Annotated in this window: 17 protein-coding genes; 13 read left to right on the top strand and 4 right to left on the bottom strand. The window is 70.6% G+C overall.

The features are described 5' to 3' along the window. Nucleotides 1-3 precede the first annotated feature (3 nt). Entirely contained in the window at nt 4-2,211 is a 2,208-nt protein-coding gene (locus G6N10_RS00530) for a thiamine pyrophosphate-dependent enzyme (protein WP_085093460.1), read from the top strand. Here G6N10_RS00530 and G6N10_RS00525 read toward each other — a convergent pair. Continuing rightward, a complete protein-coding gene (locus G6N10_RS00525; RefSeq protein ID WP_085093458.1) occupies nt 2,177-3,349 on the bottom strand; it encodes an acyl-CoA dehydrogenase family protein in 1,173 nt (390 codons plus the stop codon). The genes G6N10_RS00530 and G6N10_RS00525 overlap by 35 nt on opposite strands. A gap of 207 nt (nt 3,350-3,556) precedes the next feature. On the opposite strand from G6N10_RS00525, the gene G6N10_RS00520 reads away from it, so the two are divergent. The 4 genes from G6N10_RS00520 to G6N10_RS00505 are packed head-to-tail and all read left to right on the top strand — an operon-like array spanning nt 3,557 to nt 7,099. Next, nucleotides 3,557-4,648 carry an amidohydrolase family protein gene (locus tag G6N10_RS00520; protein WP_085093456.1) on the top strand — a complete coding sequence of 364 codons (1,092 nt, stop codon included), beginning with the start codon at nt 3,557-3,559 and terminating at the stop codon, nt 4,646-4,648. Beyond that, nucleotides 4,645-5,799: an amidohydrolase family protein gene (locus tag G6N10_RS00515; protein WP_085093454.1), complete on the top strand. Its 1,155-nt coding sequence runs from the start codon at nt 4,645-4,647 to the stop codon at nt 5,797-5,799. Before G6N10_RS00520 ends, G6N10_RS00515 begins: the two co-directional genes overlap by 4 nt. Nucleotides 5,800-5,801: 2 nt before the next feature. Then, nucleotides 5,802-6,194: a Rieske (2Fe-2S) protein gene (locus G6N10_RS00510; protein ID WP_085093452.1), complete on the top strand. Its 393-nt coding sequence runs from the start codon at nt 5,802-5,804 to the stop codon at nt 6,192-6,194. 14 nt (nt 6,195-6,208) lie between these two features. Next, nucleotides 6,209-7,099, top strand: coding sequence for an alpha/beta fold hydrolase (locus G6N10_RS00505; protein ID WP_179962802.1), 891 nt, complete (start codon nt 6,209-6,211; stop codon nt 7,097-7,099). A 17-nt stretch (nt 7,100-7,116) separates the two neighbouring features. Here the strand turns inward: G6N10_RS00505 and G6N10_RS00500 are convergent, their stop codons facing one another. Continuing rightward, complete coding sequence (locus G6N10_RS00500) at nt 7,117-7,590, bottom strand: hypothetical protein (RefSeq protein ID WP_085093449.1); 474 nt, start codon at nt 7,588-7,590, stop codon at nt 7,117-7,119. Nucleotides 7,591-7,637: 47 nt separating this feature from the next. Here G6N10_RS00500 and G6N10_RS00495 point away from each other — a divergent pair, with 47 nt between their 5' ends. From G6N10_RS00495 to G6N10_RS00460, 8 genes are all read left to right on the top strand, one after another. Further along, nucleotides 7,638-8,933, top strand: coding sequence for an NADH-ubiquinone oxidoreductase-F iron-sulfur binding region domain-containing protein (locus G6N10_RS00495; RefSeq protein ID WP_085093447.1), 1,296 nt, complete (start codon nt 7,638-7,640; stop codon nt 8,931-8,933). Nucleotides 8,934-8,941: 8 nt separating this feature from the next. Next, entirely contained in the window at nt 8,942-9,244 is a 303-nt protein-coding gene (locus G6N10_RS00490; RefSeq protein ID WP_085093851.1) for a ferredoxin, read from the top strand. Beyond that, a complete protein-coding gene (locus G6N10_RS00485; protein ID WP_085093445.1) occupies nt 9,241-10,884 on the top strand; it encodes a thiolase C-terminal domain-containing protein in 1,644 nt (547 codons plus the stop codon). Before G6N10_RS00490 ends, G6N10_RS00485 begins: the two co-directional genes overlap by 4 nt. Continuing rightward, nucleotides 10,881-11,726 (top strand): alpha/beta hydrolase, encoded by an 846-nt coding sequence (locus G6N10_RS00480; RefSeq protein ID WP_085093443.1) that lies wholly within the window; start codon nt 10,881-10,883, stop codon nt 11,724-11,726. The genes G6N10_RS00485 and G6N10_RS00480 overlap by 4 nt, the downstream gene beginning before the upstream one ends. 22 nt (nt 11,727-11,748) lie before the next feature. After that, on the top strand, nt 11,749-12,570 hold the full coding sequence (locus G6N10_RS00475; protein WP_085093441.1) for an NAD(P)-dependent oxidoreductase: 822 nt from the start codon (nt 11,749-11,751) through the stop codon (nt 12,568-12,570). Next, nucleotides 12,567-13,376 carry an NAD(P)-dependent oxidoreductase gene (locus tag G6N10_RS00470; RefSeq protein WP_085093439.1) on the top strand — a complete coding sequence of 270 codons (810 nt, stop codon included), beginning with the start codon at nt 12,567-12,569 and terminating at the stop codon, nt 13,374-13,376. The genes G6N10_RS00475 and G6N10_RS00470 overlap by 4 nt, the downstream gene beginning before the upstream one ends. 114 nt (nt 13,377-13,490) lie before the next feature. Beyond that, nucleotides 13,491-14,690, top strand: a complete 1,200-nt coding sequence (locus tag G6N10_RS00465; protein WP_085093437.1) for a cytochrome P450 — start codon at nt 13,491-13,493, stop codon at nt 14,688-14,690. Beyond that, a complete protein-coding gene (locus tag G6N10_RS00460) occupies nt 14,690-14,890 on the top strand; it encodes a ferredoxin (protein ID WP_085093435.1) in 201 nt (66 codons plus the stop codon). Before G6N10_RS00465 ends, G6N10_RS00460 begins: the two co-directional genes overlap by 1 nt. A 13-nt stretch (nt 14,891-14,903) precedes the next feature. Here the strand turns inward: G6N10_RS00460 and G6N10_RS00455 are convergent, their stop codons facing one another. Together G6N10_RS00455 and G6N10_RS00450 are read right to left on the bottom strand one after the other, a co-directional pair. Then, nucleotides 14,904-15,401: a hypothetical protein gene (locus tag G6N10_RS00455; RefSeq protein ID WP_085093433.1), complete on the bottom strand. Its 498-nt coding sequence runs from the start codon at nt 15,399-15,401 to the stop codon at nt 14,904-14,906. Then, complete coding sequence (locus tag G6N10_RS00450) at nt 15,398-16,000, bottom strand: TetR/AcrR family transcriptional regulator (RefSeq protein ID WP_085093431.1); 603 nt, start codon at nt 15,998-16,000, stop codon at nt 15,398-15,400. Before G6N10_RS00450 ends, G6N10_RS00455 begins: the two co-directional genes overlap by 4 nt. Nucleotides 16,001-16,060 lie beyond the last annotated feature (60 nt).

Below are 16,060 nucleotides of genomic sequence, written 5' to 3'. Positions count from 1 at the left end.
GCCATGACCGAACCCATCGACGACCGCCTGCTCGCCGCGCTGCGGGGCTACCCCGACACCGTCGGCGGCAGCTCCGACGCCGACCCGGTCGCACCCGGATCCGCGCTGACCGTCGGCGCGGCGTGCGCAATCTTTCAGGCCCAGATCGGCAGCCGCCACCTGGACCTGGCCGCCCGCCGGCTGCGCGCCGCCGGCCGCGGCTACTACACCATCGGGTCCTCGGGCCACGAGTCCAATGCCGCGGTGGCCGCCGCGCTGCGCCCGACCGACCCGGCCCTGCTGCACTACCGTTCCGGCGCGTTCTTCCTGCACCGCGCCGCCCAGCTGGGCGACGGCCGCGGCGCGCTGCGCGACGTGCTGCTCGGGATCGTCGCGGCCACCGCGGAGCCGATCGCCGGCGGCAGGCACAAGGTGTTCGGCCGCCACGATCTGGCGATCATTCCGCAGACCTCCACCATCGCCTCGCACCTGCCGCGGGCGTTCGGCCTGGCGCTGATGCTGAGCCGGGCGCACCGGTTCGCCGACTGTCCGTGGCCGTCGGACGCGGTGGTGGTGTGCAGTTTCGGGGACGCCTCGGCCAACCACAGCACCGCGCTCGGCGCGATCAACGCCGCCCGCAACGCCGCTTACCGCGGGCTGCCGGTGCCGCTGCTGCTGGTCTGCGAGGACAACGGGATCGGCATCTCCACCCCGACCCCGGACGGCTGGATCGCGGCGAATTACGCCACCGGGCCCGGGCTGGACTACTTCGACGCCGACGGCGCCGACCTGCCCGCGGTGTACGCCGCGGCCACCGCGGCCGCCGACCATGTCCGCAGGCACCGCCGCCCGGCATTCCTGCACCTGCGTACCGTTCGGCTGCTGGGACACGCCGGCTCCGACGTCGAAACCGCCTACCGCACAACCCAAGAAATCACCGCGGACTACCCCCGCGACCCGGTGCTGACCACCGCCGCGCTGCTGATCGAGCGCGGCCACCGCAGCGCCGCGGACCTGCTGGCGCGCTATCAGGACACCCGCGCGACGGTGGCCGCGCTGGCCGCCGAGGTTGCCGGCGCCGACCAGTTGGACTCCGCGGCGGCCGTCGTCGCGCCGCTGACCGAGGCCGCCCGGCGCGCCCGCGAGGCCTCCGCGCCGGCCGCCGCGCCGGTTCCCGCCGGGCTGACCCTGGCCCAGGCGATCAACACCACCCTGCACGACGTTCTCCGGAACCGCACCGGTGCAATCGTTTTCGGCGAGGACGTGGCCCGCAAGGGCGGGGTGTACGGGGTGACCCGCGGGCTGCAGAGGGACTTCGGGGCGGCCCGGGTGTTCGACACCATCCTCGATGAGCAGACCATCTTGGGCATCGCACTGGGCGCGGGACTGGCCGGTCTGCTGCCCATCCCGGAGATCCAGTACCTGGCCTACCTGCACAACGCGCTCGACCAGATCCGCGGCGAGGGCGCCACCCTGGAGTTCTTCTCCACCGGCCAGTACCGCAATCCGGCGGTGCTGCGGGTGGCCGGCTACGGCTATCAGCGGGGCTTCGGCGGCCACTTCCACAACGACAACTCGGTGGCCGCGCTGCTGGACATCCCGGGCATCGTGGTGGCCTCCCCCGCCCATCCCGACGACGCCGCGGCCATGCTGGCCGGCTGCGCGGCGGCCGCGGCCGCCGCCGGAACCTTCAGCGTGTTCCTGGAACCCATTGCGCTCTACCACGCCCGCGATCTGCACGAGCCCGGCGACGGCGGCTGGCTCAGCGGCACCGTCGGCGCCCTCGGCGGCCGGGTCGGCACCGCCCGGATCCACGGCGCCGGCACCGACCTGACCCTGGTGACGTTCGGCAACGGCGTCCCGATGAGCCTGCGGGTGGCCCGCCGGCTGCGCGCGGCCCGGGGCATCGACTGCCGCGTTGTCGACCTGCGCTGGCTGGCGCCGCTGCCGGTGGCCGATCTGCTGCGCGAGGCCGCCGCCACCGGCCGGGTACTGATCGTCGACGAGACCCGGCGCACCGGTGGGGTGGGCCAGCAGGTGCTCAGCGCCCTGGTCGAGGGGGGTTTCGGCGGCCGGATCGCCCGGGTGGCCAGCGCCGACAGCTTCATCCCGCTCGGCGACGCCGCGTTACGGGTGCTGCTCGATGAGGACACCGTCGAGCGCGCCGCGCTGCAACTGTGCGACGAAGCGGCCGGGATCAGCGCTGCGGCAGCCCGAGCCCGCGGGCGATGATGTTGCGCTGAATCTCCGAGGTACCGCCGGCGATGGTGCCGGCGAAGCTGCGGAAGTACCGTTCCATCCAGCTGGCCGACAGGTAGTCCAGGTCATAGGGCGCGTACGGCGCCGTCGAGGCGGGGTGCCGCAGCCCGTCGATGCCGGCGGCCTCCAGGGCGGCCTCGGTGGCGTCGCGCTCGGCCTCCGAGCCAAGCACCTTGAGCACCGAGATGGCCGGCAGGTCCACCTCGCCGCGGTCGGCCTTGGCGATGGCGCCGGAGCCGATCAGCCGCAGCGCCTGGTGGTCCATCAGCAGCGTGGCGTACTTGTCGCGGTCCAGTTCGGTGCGCGGATCGAAGTCGGTGATCAGGTTGTGCAGCCGGTCGGCGTACTGCATCCACATCATGGTGCGCTCGTGGCCCAGCGCACCGTTGGCCACCCGCCAGCCGCCGCCCTGCGGGCCGACCAGGTTCTCCTTGGGCACCCGCACGTCGGTGAAGAACACCTCGTTGAAGTCGACGTCGTCCTGGTGGCAGACCGTCGGGAACGGCCGGCGCATCAGACCCTCGGACTCGGTCGGGATCAGCAGCACGCTGATGCCCTTGTGCTTGGGGGCGTCCTGATCGGTGCGCACGAAGGTCAGCAGCACGTCGGCGTCGTGGGCGCCGGAGGTCCACACCTTCTGCCCGTTGACCACGAAGTGGTCCCCGGCGTCGTCGGCGCGGGTGCGCAGCGAGGCCAGATCCGAGCCCGCGCCGGGCTCGCTCATGCCGACCGAGGCGGTCAGCTCCGCGCGCAGGATGGGCACCGCCCAGCGCTGCTTCTGCTCGTCGGTGCCGAACGACAGGATGGAGGCGGCCACGATGCCCACGCCCTGCGGGTTGTAGGTGTGGTAAATCCGCCGCCGCGACAGCTCCTCGCGGTGCACGTACTGCTGCACCACCGAGGCGTTGCGACCGCCGAACTCCGGCGGGTTGCCGGGCAGCAGCCAGCCGGCGTCGAACTGCAGTCGCTGCCAACGCCGGGCCCATTCCGGGATGTGCGAGCAGGTCCGGGACCGTTCGGCGGTCTCGGCCTCCGGCGGCAGGTTGCGCTCCAGAAAATCGACAAACTCGGCCCGGAACGCCTCCACGTCGGCATCGAAACTCAGTTGCATTCGCGTCCCTTCCGGCGGCAGACAATCGGTGGCCGACCACCTCCGGCGGCCCGCGCGAACATGGAGAATAGCATTCTCGCTCTGCGGAAATCTACGTCTTCTCCGAGGCCCGGGCGGGCAGCGCGACGCCGCGTCGACATTCCGAGAATAAGATTCTTCATGAGGTAGAACCTCGTTGTACCATGAGCCAAGGAAGGAGGCCGCCCCATGTTCGAGCATGCCGACGGCACCAGCACCCCGGTGATCGACGCGAGCGTTCACATCTTCTTCGGGTCCAACAAGGACCTGCGGCAGAACTTCATGCGCGAGCCGTTCCGCAGCCGCGGCTTCCCGGACTATGAGATGGACTGGTACGGCGCGCCGGGCGGCGAATACGCCAGGGGCACCAAGGGGCCCGACGGCCAGTACCCCGGCTCCGATGTCGACGTCGTCGCCGAGCAGTTGTTCGTCGACCGCGGCGTGGACATCGCGGTGCTGCACCCGATGACCCGCGGCATCATGCCGGACCGCCACCTGGGCACCGCGATCGCGGCCGCGCACAACGAGATGATGGTGACCCGGTGGCTGGAGCACCCCGAATTCGGGCAGCGGTTCCGCGGCACCATCCGGGTCGATCCCGACGACATGGCCGGCTCGCTGCGCGAGATCGACAAGTACAAGGACCACCCTCAGGTGGTGCAGATCGGCATCCCGCTGCAGTCCCGCGAGCTGTACGGCAAACCGCAGTTCTGGCCGCTGTATGAGGCCGCCATCGACGCCGGGCTGCCGATCGCCGCGCACATCGAGGTCGGTGCCGGCATCGCCTTCCCACCGACCCCGTCCGGACGCACCCGCACCCACGAGCAGTACGCCGGCTTCATGGGCCTGAACTACATCTATCACCTGCTCAACATGATCGCCGAGGGCGTCTTCGAGCGCTACGACGCACTGAAGTTCGTCTGGGCCGACGGCGCCGGCGATCTGCTGACCCCGTTCATCTGGCGGATGGACTGCTTCGGCCGGCCGCATCTGGAGCAGACCCCGTGGGCACCGAAGATGCCCAGCGACTACCTGCCCGGCCACGTGTTCTTCGTCCAGGGTGCCTTCGACGGACCCGGCGACGTCGAGTTCGCCGGCGAATGGGCCGGATTCACCGGCAAGGACGACATGACCATGTTCGGCTCCAGCTACCCGCACTGGCACCTCGCCGAACTGAAGGTGCCCGCTGCCTACAGCACCGAGCAGCGGGAGAAGTTCTGCTGGCGCAACGCCGCCGAGCTCTACGGCATCGAGATCGGCGCCGGGCTGGCCACGTCATGACCGTCACCGCCGACACCACCGCCACCGACCGGGTCACCCCGGCCGAACGCATCGCGGTGCGCTGCGTGGACTCCGATGTGCATCCGGTGCCTCGCCGCGGCGAGCTGGTGGACTACATCCCCGAGCCCTGGCGCAGCAAGTACTTCCGCTCCCACCGGGTCGGCGAGCAGATCTTCTACGATGCACCCGACTACGCGCACTCCTACGCCATGCGGGTGGACTCCTTTCCCGCCGACGGGGAATTCGCCTGCAGCGACCCCGATCTCGCGCTCAAGCAGCTCATCATGGAGGCCGGCTCCGACATCGCCATCCTGGAGCCCATCCACGGCGAGATGCGCATCCCGGAAGCCACCGCCGCGTTCTGCACGGCGACCAACCTGTGGCTGGCCAACCACTGGCTCGACGCGCACAACAACTGGCACGAGCGCTGGCGCGGGTCGATCTGCGTGGCCATCGAGGATCCGGCCTCGGCGGTCGCCGAGATCGAAACCTGGGCGGGCCACCCGTATATGGCCCAGATCCTGATCAAGGCCGAACCCCGGCCGTCCTGGGGCGACCCGTGCTACGACCCGGTCTGGGCCGCCGCCACCAAACACGACCTGGTGATCAGCTGCCATCTGGCCCGCGGCCAGTTCGAGACGCTGCCGATCCCGCCGGTCGGGTTCCCCAGCTACAACCACGATTTCATGTGCAGCTACTCGCTGCTGGCCGCCAATCAGGTGATGTCACTGATCTTCGACGGCGTCTTCGACCGGTTCCCGACCCTGCGGATCGTGTTCATCGAGCACGCCTTCACCTGGATCCTGCCGCTGATGTGGCGGATGGACGCGCTGTATGAGGCCCGCAAGTCCTGGCTGGACATCAAGCGCAAGCCCAGCGAGTACGTCAAGGAGCACATCAAGTTCACCACCCAGCCGCTGGACTATCCCGAGGACAAGACCGAGCTGATGCGGGCGTTCGAGTGGATGGAGTGCGAGAAGATCCTGCTCTATTCCAGCGATTACCCGCACTGGACGTTCGACGACCCGCGCTGGCTGGTCAAGCACCTGCCCGAGCACGCCCGCGAGGCGGTGATGTTCCGCAACGGCATCCAGACCTACCACCTGCCCGATACCGTGCCCGCCCTCGAGGGACAAGTGAGAGTGTTCTGACCGTGAGCAACGATCCCCAAGAACCCCGGCTGGCCCAGGGCCGCGAACACGTGGTGGCCACCGTCGACGAAATCCCGCCGGGGACACACAAACTGGTGCCGATCGGCCGACACGGTGTTGGCGTGTACAACGTCAACGGCACCTTCTACGCGATCGCGAACTACTGCCCGCACGAGGGCGGACCGCTGTGCTCGGGTCGGGCCCGCGGCCGCAACATCGTCGACGAGAACGTGCCCGGCGATGCCGTCATGGTCCGGGACATGGAATTCATCTACTGCCCCTGGCATCAATGGGGATTCGAGCTGGCCACCGGAACCACCGCGGTCAAGCCCGAATGGAGCATCCGCACCTACCCGGTCCGGGTCGTCGGCAACGACGTCCTGGTCCAGGCCTGAGAGAAGGGACACCGGTGGCCACCGACCTCACCCCGGGTGAGCACGTTGTGCAGATCAACGGCGGCAATGTCGTCTACGAAATCCTCGGCAACCAGGGCGAATTCATCGTCCTGACGCCCGGCGGCCGGTTCAGCAAGGACATTCCGGGCCTGCGACCGCTGGCCGAGGCACTGGTGGCGGGCGGCTACCGGGTGCTGCTGTGGGACCGGCCGAACTGCGGCCGCTCCGACGTGCAGTTCTACGGCCAGAGCGAATCGCACATGCGCGCCGAGACGCTGCACGCGCTGATCAGCGCCCTGGGGATCGGCCCGTGCATCCTGGCCGGCGGCTCCGGCGGAGCACGCGACACCATGCTGACCACCATGCTCTACCCGGAGATCGCCACCAAGCTGGTGGTGTGGAACATCGTCGGCGGGGTGTACGGATCCTTCGTGCTGGGCTCCTACTACATCGTGCCGAGCATCCTGGCGGTGCGCGGGGCGGGCATGAAGGCGGTCGCCAAGATCGACGAGTGGCAGGAGCGGATCGCCGAGAACCCCGACAACCAGGCGCGCATCCTGGGCCAGGATCCCGATGCGTTCCTCAAGCTGATGCTGCGCTGGCTCAACGCCTTCGTGCCGAAACCGGGCCAGACCATTCCCGGCGTTGAGGACGAGCTGTTCGACAACATCACCGTGCCCACGCTGATCATCCGCGGCGGCGAGAACGACATGGACCACCCCAAGCGCACCTCGCTGGAGATCAGCTGCCTGATCAAGGGCTCCACCCTGATCGACCCGCCCTGGCCGGAGGACGCCTGGGAACGCGCGGCCGAGGACCGGGCATCGGGAAAGGTCAAGCGGTTCAACATGTTCGACACCTGGGTGCAGGCGGCACCGGCGATCCTGGAATTCCTGGGACGCTGATGCCCGGCCGGGCGCCGTCAGACGGTGCGGATGTGGATCTCGGCGTTGGTCGCCGACTCCAACGCGGTGTGGATCCGGCTCTCCGGGATGCGGGTGAGATCCTCGCGCCGCAGGGTGACGGTGATGATGTCCCAGCCCTGATCGCCGGGCCTGCGGTCGATGTCGCCGGTGACCCCGAAGCCGGCCAGCACCCCGGCGGCGTCCTCGTCGGTGCCGTGGCTGACGAAGGTCACCACGCCGGGCACCGGCTCGGTGCCAAAGGCCGTGGCGCACATGCCGATCGCTATGTCGCGCAACTGATCCGGGTCGGCGCCGGTCATCAGCAACTCGATCTCCCGGCGGCTCGGCGGCATCGCCGCCAGGTTGTTCTCCAGAAGTTCCAGTCCCGCCGCGCCGGCCGCCCGGCCCAGCTCGGCCGCCCCGGCAGCCAGCTGGTCGGGGGTCAACGCGCCGGCCAGGTCGACGCCCACTCGCACCACCGCAGTTCGCACGTTTTCGAGCCTAGCCACGGCCGGGCACCGGTCCGCAGGAGGTACGCATGACCGCGCACGCCACCACCGCTTCGCTGACCGTGGCCGGCTGGCCCGGCCTGACCCCGCGGTTGCTGCGCACCGAGCCCGGCACCGAGTCGCTGGCCGCCTACACCGCCGCCGGGGGCTACCGGTCACTCGGCGACCCCGAGGGACTGCTGACCGAGGTGCACGCCGCCGGGATTCTGGGCCGCGGCGGCGCGGCGTTCCCGCTCGGGGTGAAGCTGCGCACGGTGCGCACCTCGGCGCTGGCCGGCTGGGACACCGTGGTGCTGGCCAACGGCGAGGAGGGCGAACCGGCCTCGATCAAGGACCGCTGGCTGCTTCGGCACCGCCCACACCTGGTGCTCGACGGGCTGCGGCTGGCCGCCCACATCGTCGGCGCCCGGAACGCCCACGTCTACCTGTCCGATCCGGGCGCCGCGGCGACGATCACCGACGCGCTGGCCGAACTCGGCCCCGACGGGCTGGCCGGGCTGACGGTCAGCCTGCGCGTCGTCGACCCGGCGTACGTGGCCGGTGAGGAGACCGCGGCGGTGCGCGCGGTCAACGGCGGGCCGGCCAAACCCACCGACAAGCCGCCGCGACCGTTCCTGGCCGGCATCGGCGGGCTGCCGACCCTGGTCAGCAACGTCGAGACACTGGCCAACCTGCCCTACGTCGCGCAGCACGGCGCGGCGCGGTACCGGGAGTCCGGCACCGACGCCTCGCCGGGCACCTTCCTGTGCACCGTCACCGGCGGTGGCCGCGACGCCGCGCTCTACGAGTTGCCGCACGGGGTGCGCGTGGCGGACTTGCTCGCCCACCGCGGGGTGCCGGCCGAATCGGTGCGCGGCGCGCTGCTCGGCGGGTACTTCGCCGGGCTGGTCAACCGGGAGGTGCTCGAGGCCACCGTCGACCACGCCGGGTTCACCGCGATCGGCAGCGGCCTGGGCTGCGGTGCGGTGTCGCTGATCACCGCCGAATGCCCGGTCGCGGTGGCCGCCGCGGTGCTGGAGTACTTCGGCCGGGAGAACGCCGGACAGTGCGGGTCCTGTTTCAACGGCACCGCCGCGATGGCCGCGGTGGCGGTGGCGCTGCGCGAGCAGACCGCCGCCGCCGAGGACGTCGATGCGCTGCGCCGCTGGTCGCAGGTGCTGCCCGGGCGCGGCGCCTGCGGCACCCTGGACGCCGCGACGAATATCGCCGCCAGTCTGCTGGAGAAGTTCCCCGCCGAGGTCGCCGCGCACCTCGAGCACGCCTGCCCGGACTGCCGTCCGGGCGGGTACGCACCCCAGCGTCCCTTCGAGGTGGAGGCACAGTGAGCGATCGGATGCGCATCAAGCTGGACCGCACGCTGTGCGACGGGTTCGGCGTCTGCGCCAAACACGCGCCGAGGTACTTCTCCCTGGACGACTGGGGGTATGCCGTGCTGGTCGGCGACGGCGACATCCCGGAGGCCGACCGCGACGCGGTGCTGCGTGCGCTGATGGACTGCCCGGTGCACGCCATCATGGAGTACAGCGAGCGTCGCCCCGACGATCCGCCGCCACCGCGCGGCGATCTGGCCGACCCGGACCCGGCCGAGCATCTGAAGGTTGATTCCAACGAGGCAGAGTGGGGGTTCACCCGGTGAGTCATCGACTTCCGTTGCCGCAGCTGACCTTTGACAACGAGTTCTTCTGGCACTCCGGCGCCGACGGGACGCTGCGGATCCAGGAGTGCCAGGCCTGCTCGGCGCTGATCCATCCGCCGCAGCCGATCTGCCGGTACTGCCGCAGCCACGACCTCGGGGTGCGTGCGGTGTCCGGCCGGGCGGTGCTCTCGGCGTTCACCGTCAACCATCGCTTCGCCATGCCCGGCCTCAAGCCGCCCTACGTGGTGGCGCAGGTGGCCATCGAGGAGGATCCGCGGGTTCGGCTGACCACCAACATCACCGGCGACGGCACCGATCTGGAGATCGGCCAGATCGTCGAGGTGTACTTCGAGCAGCACGACGACGTGTGGCTGCCGCTGTTCGCGCCGGTGCAGCCCGTCGAGCACGGCGCGCTGCCGGCCGACGAGATCGCGCCGACCGACTTCGCCCGGCACGTGCGCCCGATGCTGACCCGGGAGAAGTTCGAGGACCGCGCGGCGATCACCGGGATCGGTGCGTCCCGGATGGGCCGGCGGCTGATGGTGCCGCCGCTGTCGCTGACCATCGAGGCGTGTGAGGCCGCCGTCGCCGACGCCGGTTTGACCCTCGATGACATCGACGGCCTGTCGACCTACCCGTCGATGGACGCCGTCGGCATGGGCGAGGGCGGGGTGTCGGTGCTGGAGGGAGCCCTCGGCATCAAACCGACCTGGATCAACGGCGGCATGGACACCTTCGGCCCCGGCGGTTCGGTGATCGCCGCGGTGATGGCCGTCGCCACCGGGATGGCCCGGCACGTGCTGTGTTTCCGCACCCTGTGGGAGGCGACCTTCCAGGCGCTGATGAAGGAGGGCCGGATCTCCCCGCCGGGCGGCACCCGCACCAACAGCTGGCAGATGCCGTTCGGGGCGATGTCGGCCGCGCACACCCTGGCGCTCAACGCGCAGCGGCACTTTCACCGCTACGGCACCACCCGGGAGACCCTGGGCTGGATCGCGCTGAACCAGCGCGCCAACGCCGCGCTGAATCCGACGGCGATCTACCGAGATCCGATGACCATGGCGGACTACCTGTCGGCGCGGCCGATCACCACGCCGTTCGGGCTGTACGACTGCGACGTGCCGTGCGACGGTGCGGTGGCGGTGGTGGTCTCGGCCGTCGACGCCGCCGCCGACCTGGCCAAGCCGCCGGTGCGGATCGAGGCGGTCGGCACCCAGATCATCGAGCGCACCGACTGGGACCAGACCACCTTGACCCACGAGCCGCAGGTGCTCGGCCAGGCCGCGCACCTGTGGACCCGCACCGATCTGCGGCCGGCCGATGTCGATGTGGCCGAGCTCTACGACGGGTTCACCTTCAACTGCCTGTCCTGGATCGAGGCGCTGGGGTTCTGCGGCATCGGCGAGTCGAAAGACTTCCTGGACGGCGGTACCAATATTGCCCGCGACGGGGTGCTCCCGCTCAACACCCACGGCGGCCAGCTCTCGCACGGGCGCACCCACGGCATGGGGCTGATCCACGAGGCGGTCAGCCAGCTGCGCGGCGAGGCCGGCGACCGACAGGTCGCCAACGCCAAGGTGGCGGTGGCCAGTTCGGGCGGTCTCACCCCCAGCGGCGTGCTGCTGCTGCGCACCGAATGAGCACCCCGCGCGTCGTGCTCGTCGACGGGGTCCCGATGTCGGGCATCCTGTCGGCCGTCGGGTCACCGCGCGCCACCATCGTCGCGGTGCACGGCGGCGCCACCCACGCCGCCTACTTCGATCCGCCCGGGCATCCCGAGCAGTCGCTGCCGCGGTTGGCGGCCGAGGCCGGGTTCACCGTGCTGAGCCTGGACCGGCCGGGCTTCGGCGCCTCGGCGCTGTATCCCGAGGAGTTCGCCGATCCGGCGCGGCGCGTCGAGATGGCACACCGGGCCGTCGAGGCCATTCTCGGCGACCGGGACCGCGGCGCCGGGATCTTCCTGCTGGCGCACTCCAACGGCAGCGAGTTGGTGCTGCGGATGGCCACCGCGCCCACCGGCGCCGACCTGCTCGGGATCGAGATCTCCGGCACCGGCATCGAGCAGCAGCCCGAGGCCCGGCGGATCCTGGCCGGCGCCTCGGCCGAGCGGATCCCGACCGGGCTGCGCGAGCTGCTGTGGGAGCCCGCTCAGCTCTACCCGAGCGGGGTGGCCGGCGCGGTGCGCATCCCCGGTGGGCCGATCTCCCCCGGGTATGAGGCGGACCTGGTGTCCACCTGGACCCAGACCTTCCCCGAGTTGGCCGCCCGGGTGCGGGTGCCGGTGCGCTTCACCCTCGGCGAGCACGAACGGGTCTGGCGCAACGATGATTCCGCGATGGCGCAGGTCGGTGCGCTGTTCACCGCGGCGCCGAGCGTCGAGCTGTCCCGCCAGGTCGGCGCCGGGCACAACCTGAGCCTGGGACACCGGGCCGAGGACTATCACCGCAGCGTACTGTCGTATCTACAGAAATGCATTCAGTAATGCCATCGGCTAGGGAGGCCACGTGACACGAGTCGGATTCATCGGACTGGGCAGCCAGGGCGGCCCGATGGCCCGCGCCATCGCCGAGGCGGGCATCCCGACCACGCTGTGGGCCCGCCGAGCCTCCTCGCTGGAGCCCTACGCCGACACCCCCGCCCGCTACGCCGAGACGCCCGCCGCGCTGGCGGCGGCCAGCGACGTGGTGTGCCTGTGCGTGGTCGGCGACGACGACGTGCGCGAACTGGTCTACGGCGAGACCGGCCTGCTGGCCGGGATGGCGCCCGGCGGCACCATCGTGGTGCACAGCACCATCCACCCCGACACCTGCCGGGAACTTGCCGAAAAGGCCGCCCCGCAGGGTATTTCGATCGTCGACGCGCCGGTCTCCGGCGGGGCTCCGGCGGTGGAGGCCAAATCCCTGCTGGTGATGGTCGGCGGCGAGGACGCCGACGTGGCGCGGGTGCGGCCGATCTTCGAGAGCTACGCCAACCCGATCGTGCACCTGGGCCCGCTCGGCGCCGGCCAGGTCACCAAGATCCTGAACAACCTGCTGTTCAGCGCGAACCTCGGCAGCGCGATCAGCCTGCTGGAACTCGGCGAAACCCTGGGGGTGCCGCGGGACAAGATGTGCGAGGTGGTCACCCGCGGCTCGGCAAACAGCAAGGCGCTGGGCAGCATCGCGATGTTCGGCGGCACCCTGGACAACCTCGCGCCGATCGCCGGCGGACTGCTGCAGAAGGACGTCCGGCTGGCGGCCAGCCTGGCCGACACCGCGGGCGCCGTCCAGGGCAAGGTGTTCGACGCCGCCGACGCGGCGCTGGCGGCGATGGGGCATCCGCGTTGAGGATCGGTTTCATCGGCGCGGGCCGGATGGGCGCCCCAATGGTGGCGCGGCTGGCCGCGGCCGGCCATCAGGTCCGCGCGCTGGGCCGCACCGAGGAAAACCGGGCCGCCCTGGCCGAGCTCGGCGCCACCCCGGTCGCCGAGGTCGCCGATGCGGCGGCCGGCGCCGAGGTCGTGGTGGTCTGCGTCTTCACCGACGAGCAGGTCGGGGCGCTGTGCCTGGAGCCCGGACCGGGGCGGGAGCTGCCGGCGCTGATGCCGGCGGGCTCGGTGCTGGTGCTGCACACCACCGGCAGCCCGGCAACGGCCGCGGCGGTCGCCGAACGGGCGGCCGGCAACGCGGTGGCGGTGCTCGACGCGCCGGTCAGCGGCGGCCCGCACGACATCGCCGCGGGCAGCGTGACGGTGTTCGTCGGCGGCGACCGGGACGCGCTGGACCGGGCCCGCCCGGCGCTGGCGTGCTACGCCGATCCGATCGTGCACGCCGGCCCGACCGGCGCCGGGCAGAAGACCAAGCTGGTCAACAATGCGCTGTTCGCCGCGCAGGTCGGCCTGGTGGCCGAGGCCGTGACGCTCGGCGCGCGGCTCGGGCTGACCGAGCCGGCGCTGCTGGCCGCGCTGCCGCACGGCAGCGGGGCCAGCGCGGCGATGGGCAATATCGCCCGGGCCGGGTCGGCGGCAACCTTCATCGCCGCCGTCGCCGAGTTCATCGGCAAGGACGTCGCCGTGGTGCGCGCCACCGCCGCGGAATTGGGCACCGATCTCGGCCGGCTCGACCCGCTGGTCGACGCGGGCCTGGGCCGCTGACGCGCGTCAAAATTCCGGCCAAACCCCTGCCCTGCGCACCACAAAGCTGCTAGCGTTACACATCAGCCTTGTTCCGTAACTTCCCGCCCGTCAGCCAACTGCGGAGGAGCCCTCATGACCAAGCCGTCGGTGGTTTTCGACCCCTTCTCCGATGAGTACTACAACGATCCGTACGACATCTACCTGCGGATGCAGGACGAGGCGCCGGTCTACTACAGCGCCGAACACGACTTCTACGCGCTGACCCGGCACGCCGACGTCGCCGCCGCCCTCAAGGACCACGAGACGTACTCCTCCTCCCGCGGCTGCGACCTGTCGATGATCCGGTCCGAGGAGGGCGTGCAGAAGTCCATCATCTTCATGGACCCGCCGGATCATCGCTACCTGCGCAGCCTGGTCAACAAGGCCTTCACCCCGCGGGCCGTGCAGTCCCAGCGCGAGACCATCGAGCACCTCGTCGACCAGTACCTGTCGAAGGTCGACCCGGAGCACTTCGACGTGGTCGCCGACTTCTCCGGCCCCTTCCCGGTCGAGGTCATCACCCGGATGGCCGGGGTACCCGAGGAGTACCGGCAGAAGGTGCGGGAGTGGATCGACACCTCGCTGTCGCGGGAGCCGGGCCAGATGGGGCTGACCGAGGCGGGCATGGCCGCCTCCATCGAATCCGGCATGTACTACTACAAGCTGGCCCAGGATCGCCGGGCCAACCCGCAGGACGACATGATCAGCCGGCTGATCGCCGCGGAGGTGCCCGACGACGCCGGCGGCACCCGCACCCTCGACGACATCGAGATCGCCGGCTTCACCTCGCTGCTCGGCGGCGCGGGCGCCGAGACCGTCACCAAGCTGGTGGGTTCGGCGGTGGTGACCTTCGCCCGCCACCCCGAGCAGTGGGAGAAGCTGCGCAACGACCGCAGCCTGCTGCCCGGCGCGGTCGAAGAAATGCTGCGCTTCGACGGCCCGGTGCATTACAACGTGCGGTTCACCCTGCGCGAGGCGACGCTGCACGGCGTCACCATCCCGGCCGGCAAGCCGGTGTTCCTGATGAAGGCCGCCGCCAACCGCGATCCCCGCGCGTTCAGCGACGCCGGGGTGTTCGACATCGAGCGCGACCGCACCGAGGCACAGAACATGGGCTTTGGCTACGGCATCCACAGCTGCCTGGGCGCCGCGCTGGCCCGGCTGGAGACCATCATCGCGATGGACCGGCTGCTCGACTTCATGCCGCGCTACGAGGTCCAGTGGGACGGCCTCCAGCGGGTGCACATGCAGAATGTGGCCGGCTACCACCACGTCCCGGTGAAGGTGCTGTGATGACGAAGAAGGTGGTCGTCGACTACGACCTGTGCGAGGCCAACGCGGTCTGCATGGGCATCATTCCCGAGGTGTTCGACCTCGATGACCAGGACAATCTGAACGTGCTCGACGACGAGGTGACCCCGGAGCGCGAGCAGCTGATCCGCGAGGCCGTGCGGCAGTGCCCGCGCCAGGCCATCTCCATCGTCGAGGAGTAGCCCCGCCGGCGCCCTAGGCGGGCACCAGGTCGGCGACGATCGGGCAGCACAGCGCCGCACTGCGGAAGGTTTCCGCCCAGCCCGGCTCGTCGGCGATTCCCGCGGCGGTCAGCGCCTGGGCCTTGAACGCCCGGGCGGCGACGGTCAGCCGGTGCTGCACCGACCCGACGCTGCGATCGAGCTCGCTGGGCCAGAAGTCGCCCCACAGCGTGACCTCGGTGCCGCCGTGTTCCAGGGCCTGGCGCACACCCTCGCGAATGCGCCCGTCCCGGCCGTACAGTTCGGCGGCCACCGCCAGCGCGTTGGGGTGGGTGCCGGCCGGGCCCCGCACGAGTTCGGTTTCCAGGTCGGCGATTTCGGCGCCGATGATCCGCAGCGGACGGAAGTCGCCGCCCTCGGCCACCATCACCCGGACGTCCCAGCCGGCCATCACCCGATCGAACATCCAGCCGCCGGCCGCGCGCACCGCGTCGTCCACGTTGGGCGCCACCACGTCGAGGCGGTACCTCACGATGCGTCCGGTGCGAACTCCCTCGCCAGCGTTCTCGCGTACTCCCGCAGCGCTTCCTGCAGCGGGATTGAAGGATCGAGCAGCCATGAAATTTCCATTCCGTTGACGAGGGACACAATTTGCACGGCCTTCAGGGCCGGATCGAAGTCGGTGCGGTACCGCCCGTCGGCCTGGCCGCGGGCGATCAGGTCGGTGACGATCTGGACGGCCGCGCGCTGACGGATCAGCAACCGATCGTGCAGCGGGGCCTCCGGCATCAGGTTCTCCACCAGCAGCACCGAGTAGGTGCCGACCAGCTCGGGGGCCCGGTCCACCCGCTCGCCGACCCGGGCGATCTGCTCGAGCAGATCCCCGGCGCGGTCGGAGTGCGCGTCGTCATCGGCGTCGCGGGCATCGACGACGGCGTGCAGCAGCTGTTCCTTGGACTCGAAGTGGTGCAGCAGCCCGGCCGCGCTCACCCCGGCCTCCCGGGCGATCTGCGCCAGCGTGGTGTTGCGCCAGCCGTTGCGGGTCACCAGCCGCTGCGCGACCGCCAAGATCCGCTGTTTGCGGTCCTCACCCTTGGCGAGCAGGGTGGCATAGGGCCTGGCAGATGACACGGGGTTGGGCGTCCTTCGGTCCGGCGGAAACCTACTTAATGAACGTACAGTAGGTTACTC

This window comes from Mycolicibacterium fallax, from assembly GCF_010726955.1.
In the GTDB taxonomy this organism is placed as follows: domain Bacteria; phylum Actinomycetota; class Actinomycetes; order Mycobacteriales; family Mycobacteriaceae; genus Mycobacterium; species Mycobacterium fallax.
This window is presented reverse-complemented; position numbering and strand designations above follow the sequence as displayed.

Excerpts from the sequence above, each read along its gene's own strand:
- G6N10_RS00530 (WP_085093460.1), top strand. The coding sequence starts at position 4 with ATGACCGAACCCATCGACGACCGCCTGCTCGCCGCGCTGCGGGGCTAC.
- G6N10_RS00480 (WP_085093443.1), top strand. The coding sequence starts at position 10,881 with ATGAGCACCCCGCGCGTCGTGCTCGTCGACGGGGTCCCGATGTCGGGC.
- G6N10_RS00495 (WP_085093447.1), top strand. The coding sequence starts at position 7,638 with ATGACCGCGCACGCCACCACCGCTTCGCTGACCGTGGCCGGCTGGCCC.
- G6N10_RS00460 (WP_085093435.1), top strand. The coding sequence starts at position 14,690 with ATGACGAAGAAGGTGGTCGTCGACTACGACCTGTGCGAGGCCAACGCG.
- G6N10_RS00525 (WP_085093458.1), bottom strand. The coding sequence starts at position 3,349 with ATGCAACTGAGTTTCGATGCCGACGTGGAGGCGTTCCGGGCCGAGTTT.
- G6N10_RS00465 (WP_085093437.1), top strand. The coding sequence starts at position 13,491 with ATGACCAAGCCGTCGGTGGTTTTCGACCCCTTCTCCGATGAGTACTAC.
- G6N10_RS00490 (WP_085093851.1), top strand. The coding sequence starts at position 8,942 with ATGCGCATCAAGCTGGACCGCACGCTGTGCGACGGGTTCGGCGTCTGC.
- G6N10_RS00520 (WP_085093456.1), top strand. The coding sequence starts at position 3,557 with ATGTTCGAGCATGCCGACGGCACCAGCACCCCGGTGATCGACGCGAGC.
- G6N10_RS00515 (WP_085093454.1), top strand. The coding sequence starts at position 4,645 with ATGACCGTCACCGCCGACACCACCGCCACCGACCGGGTCACCCCGGCC.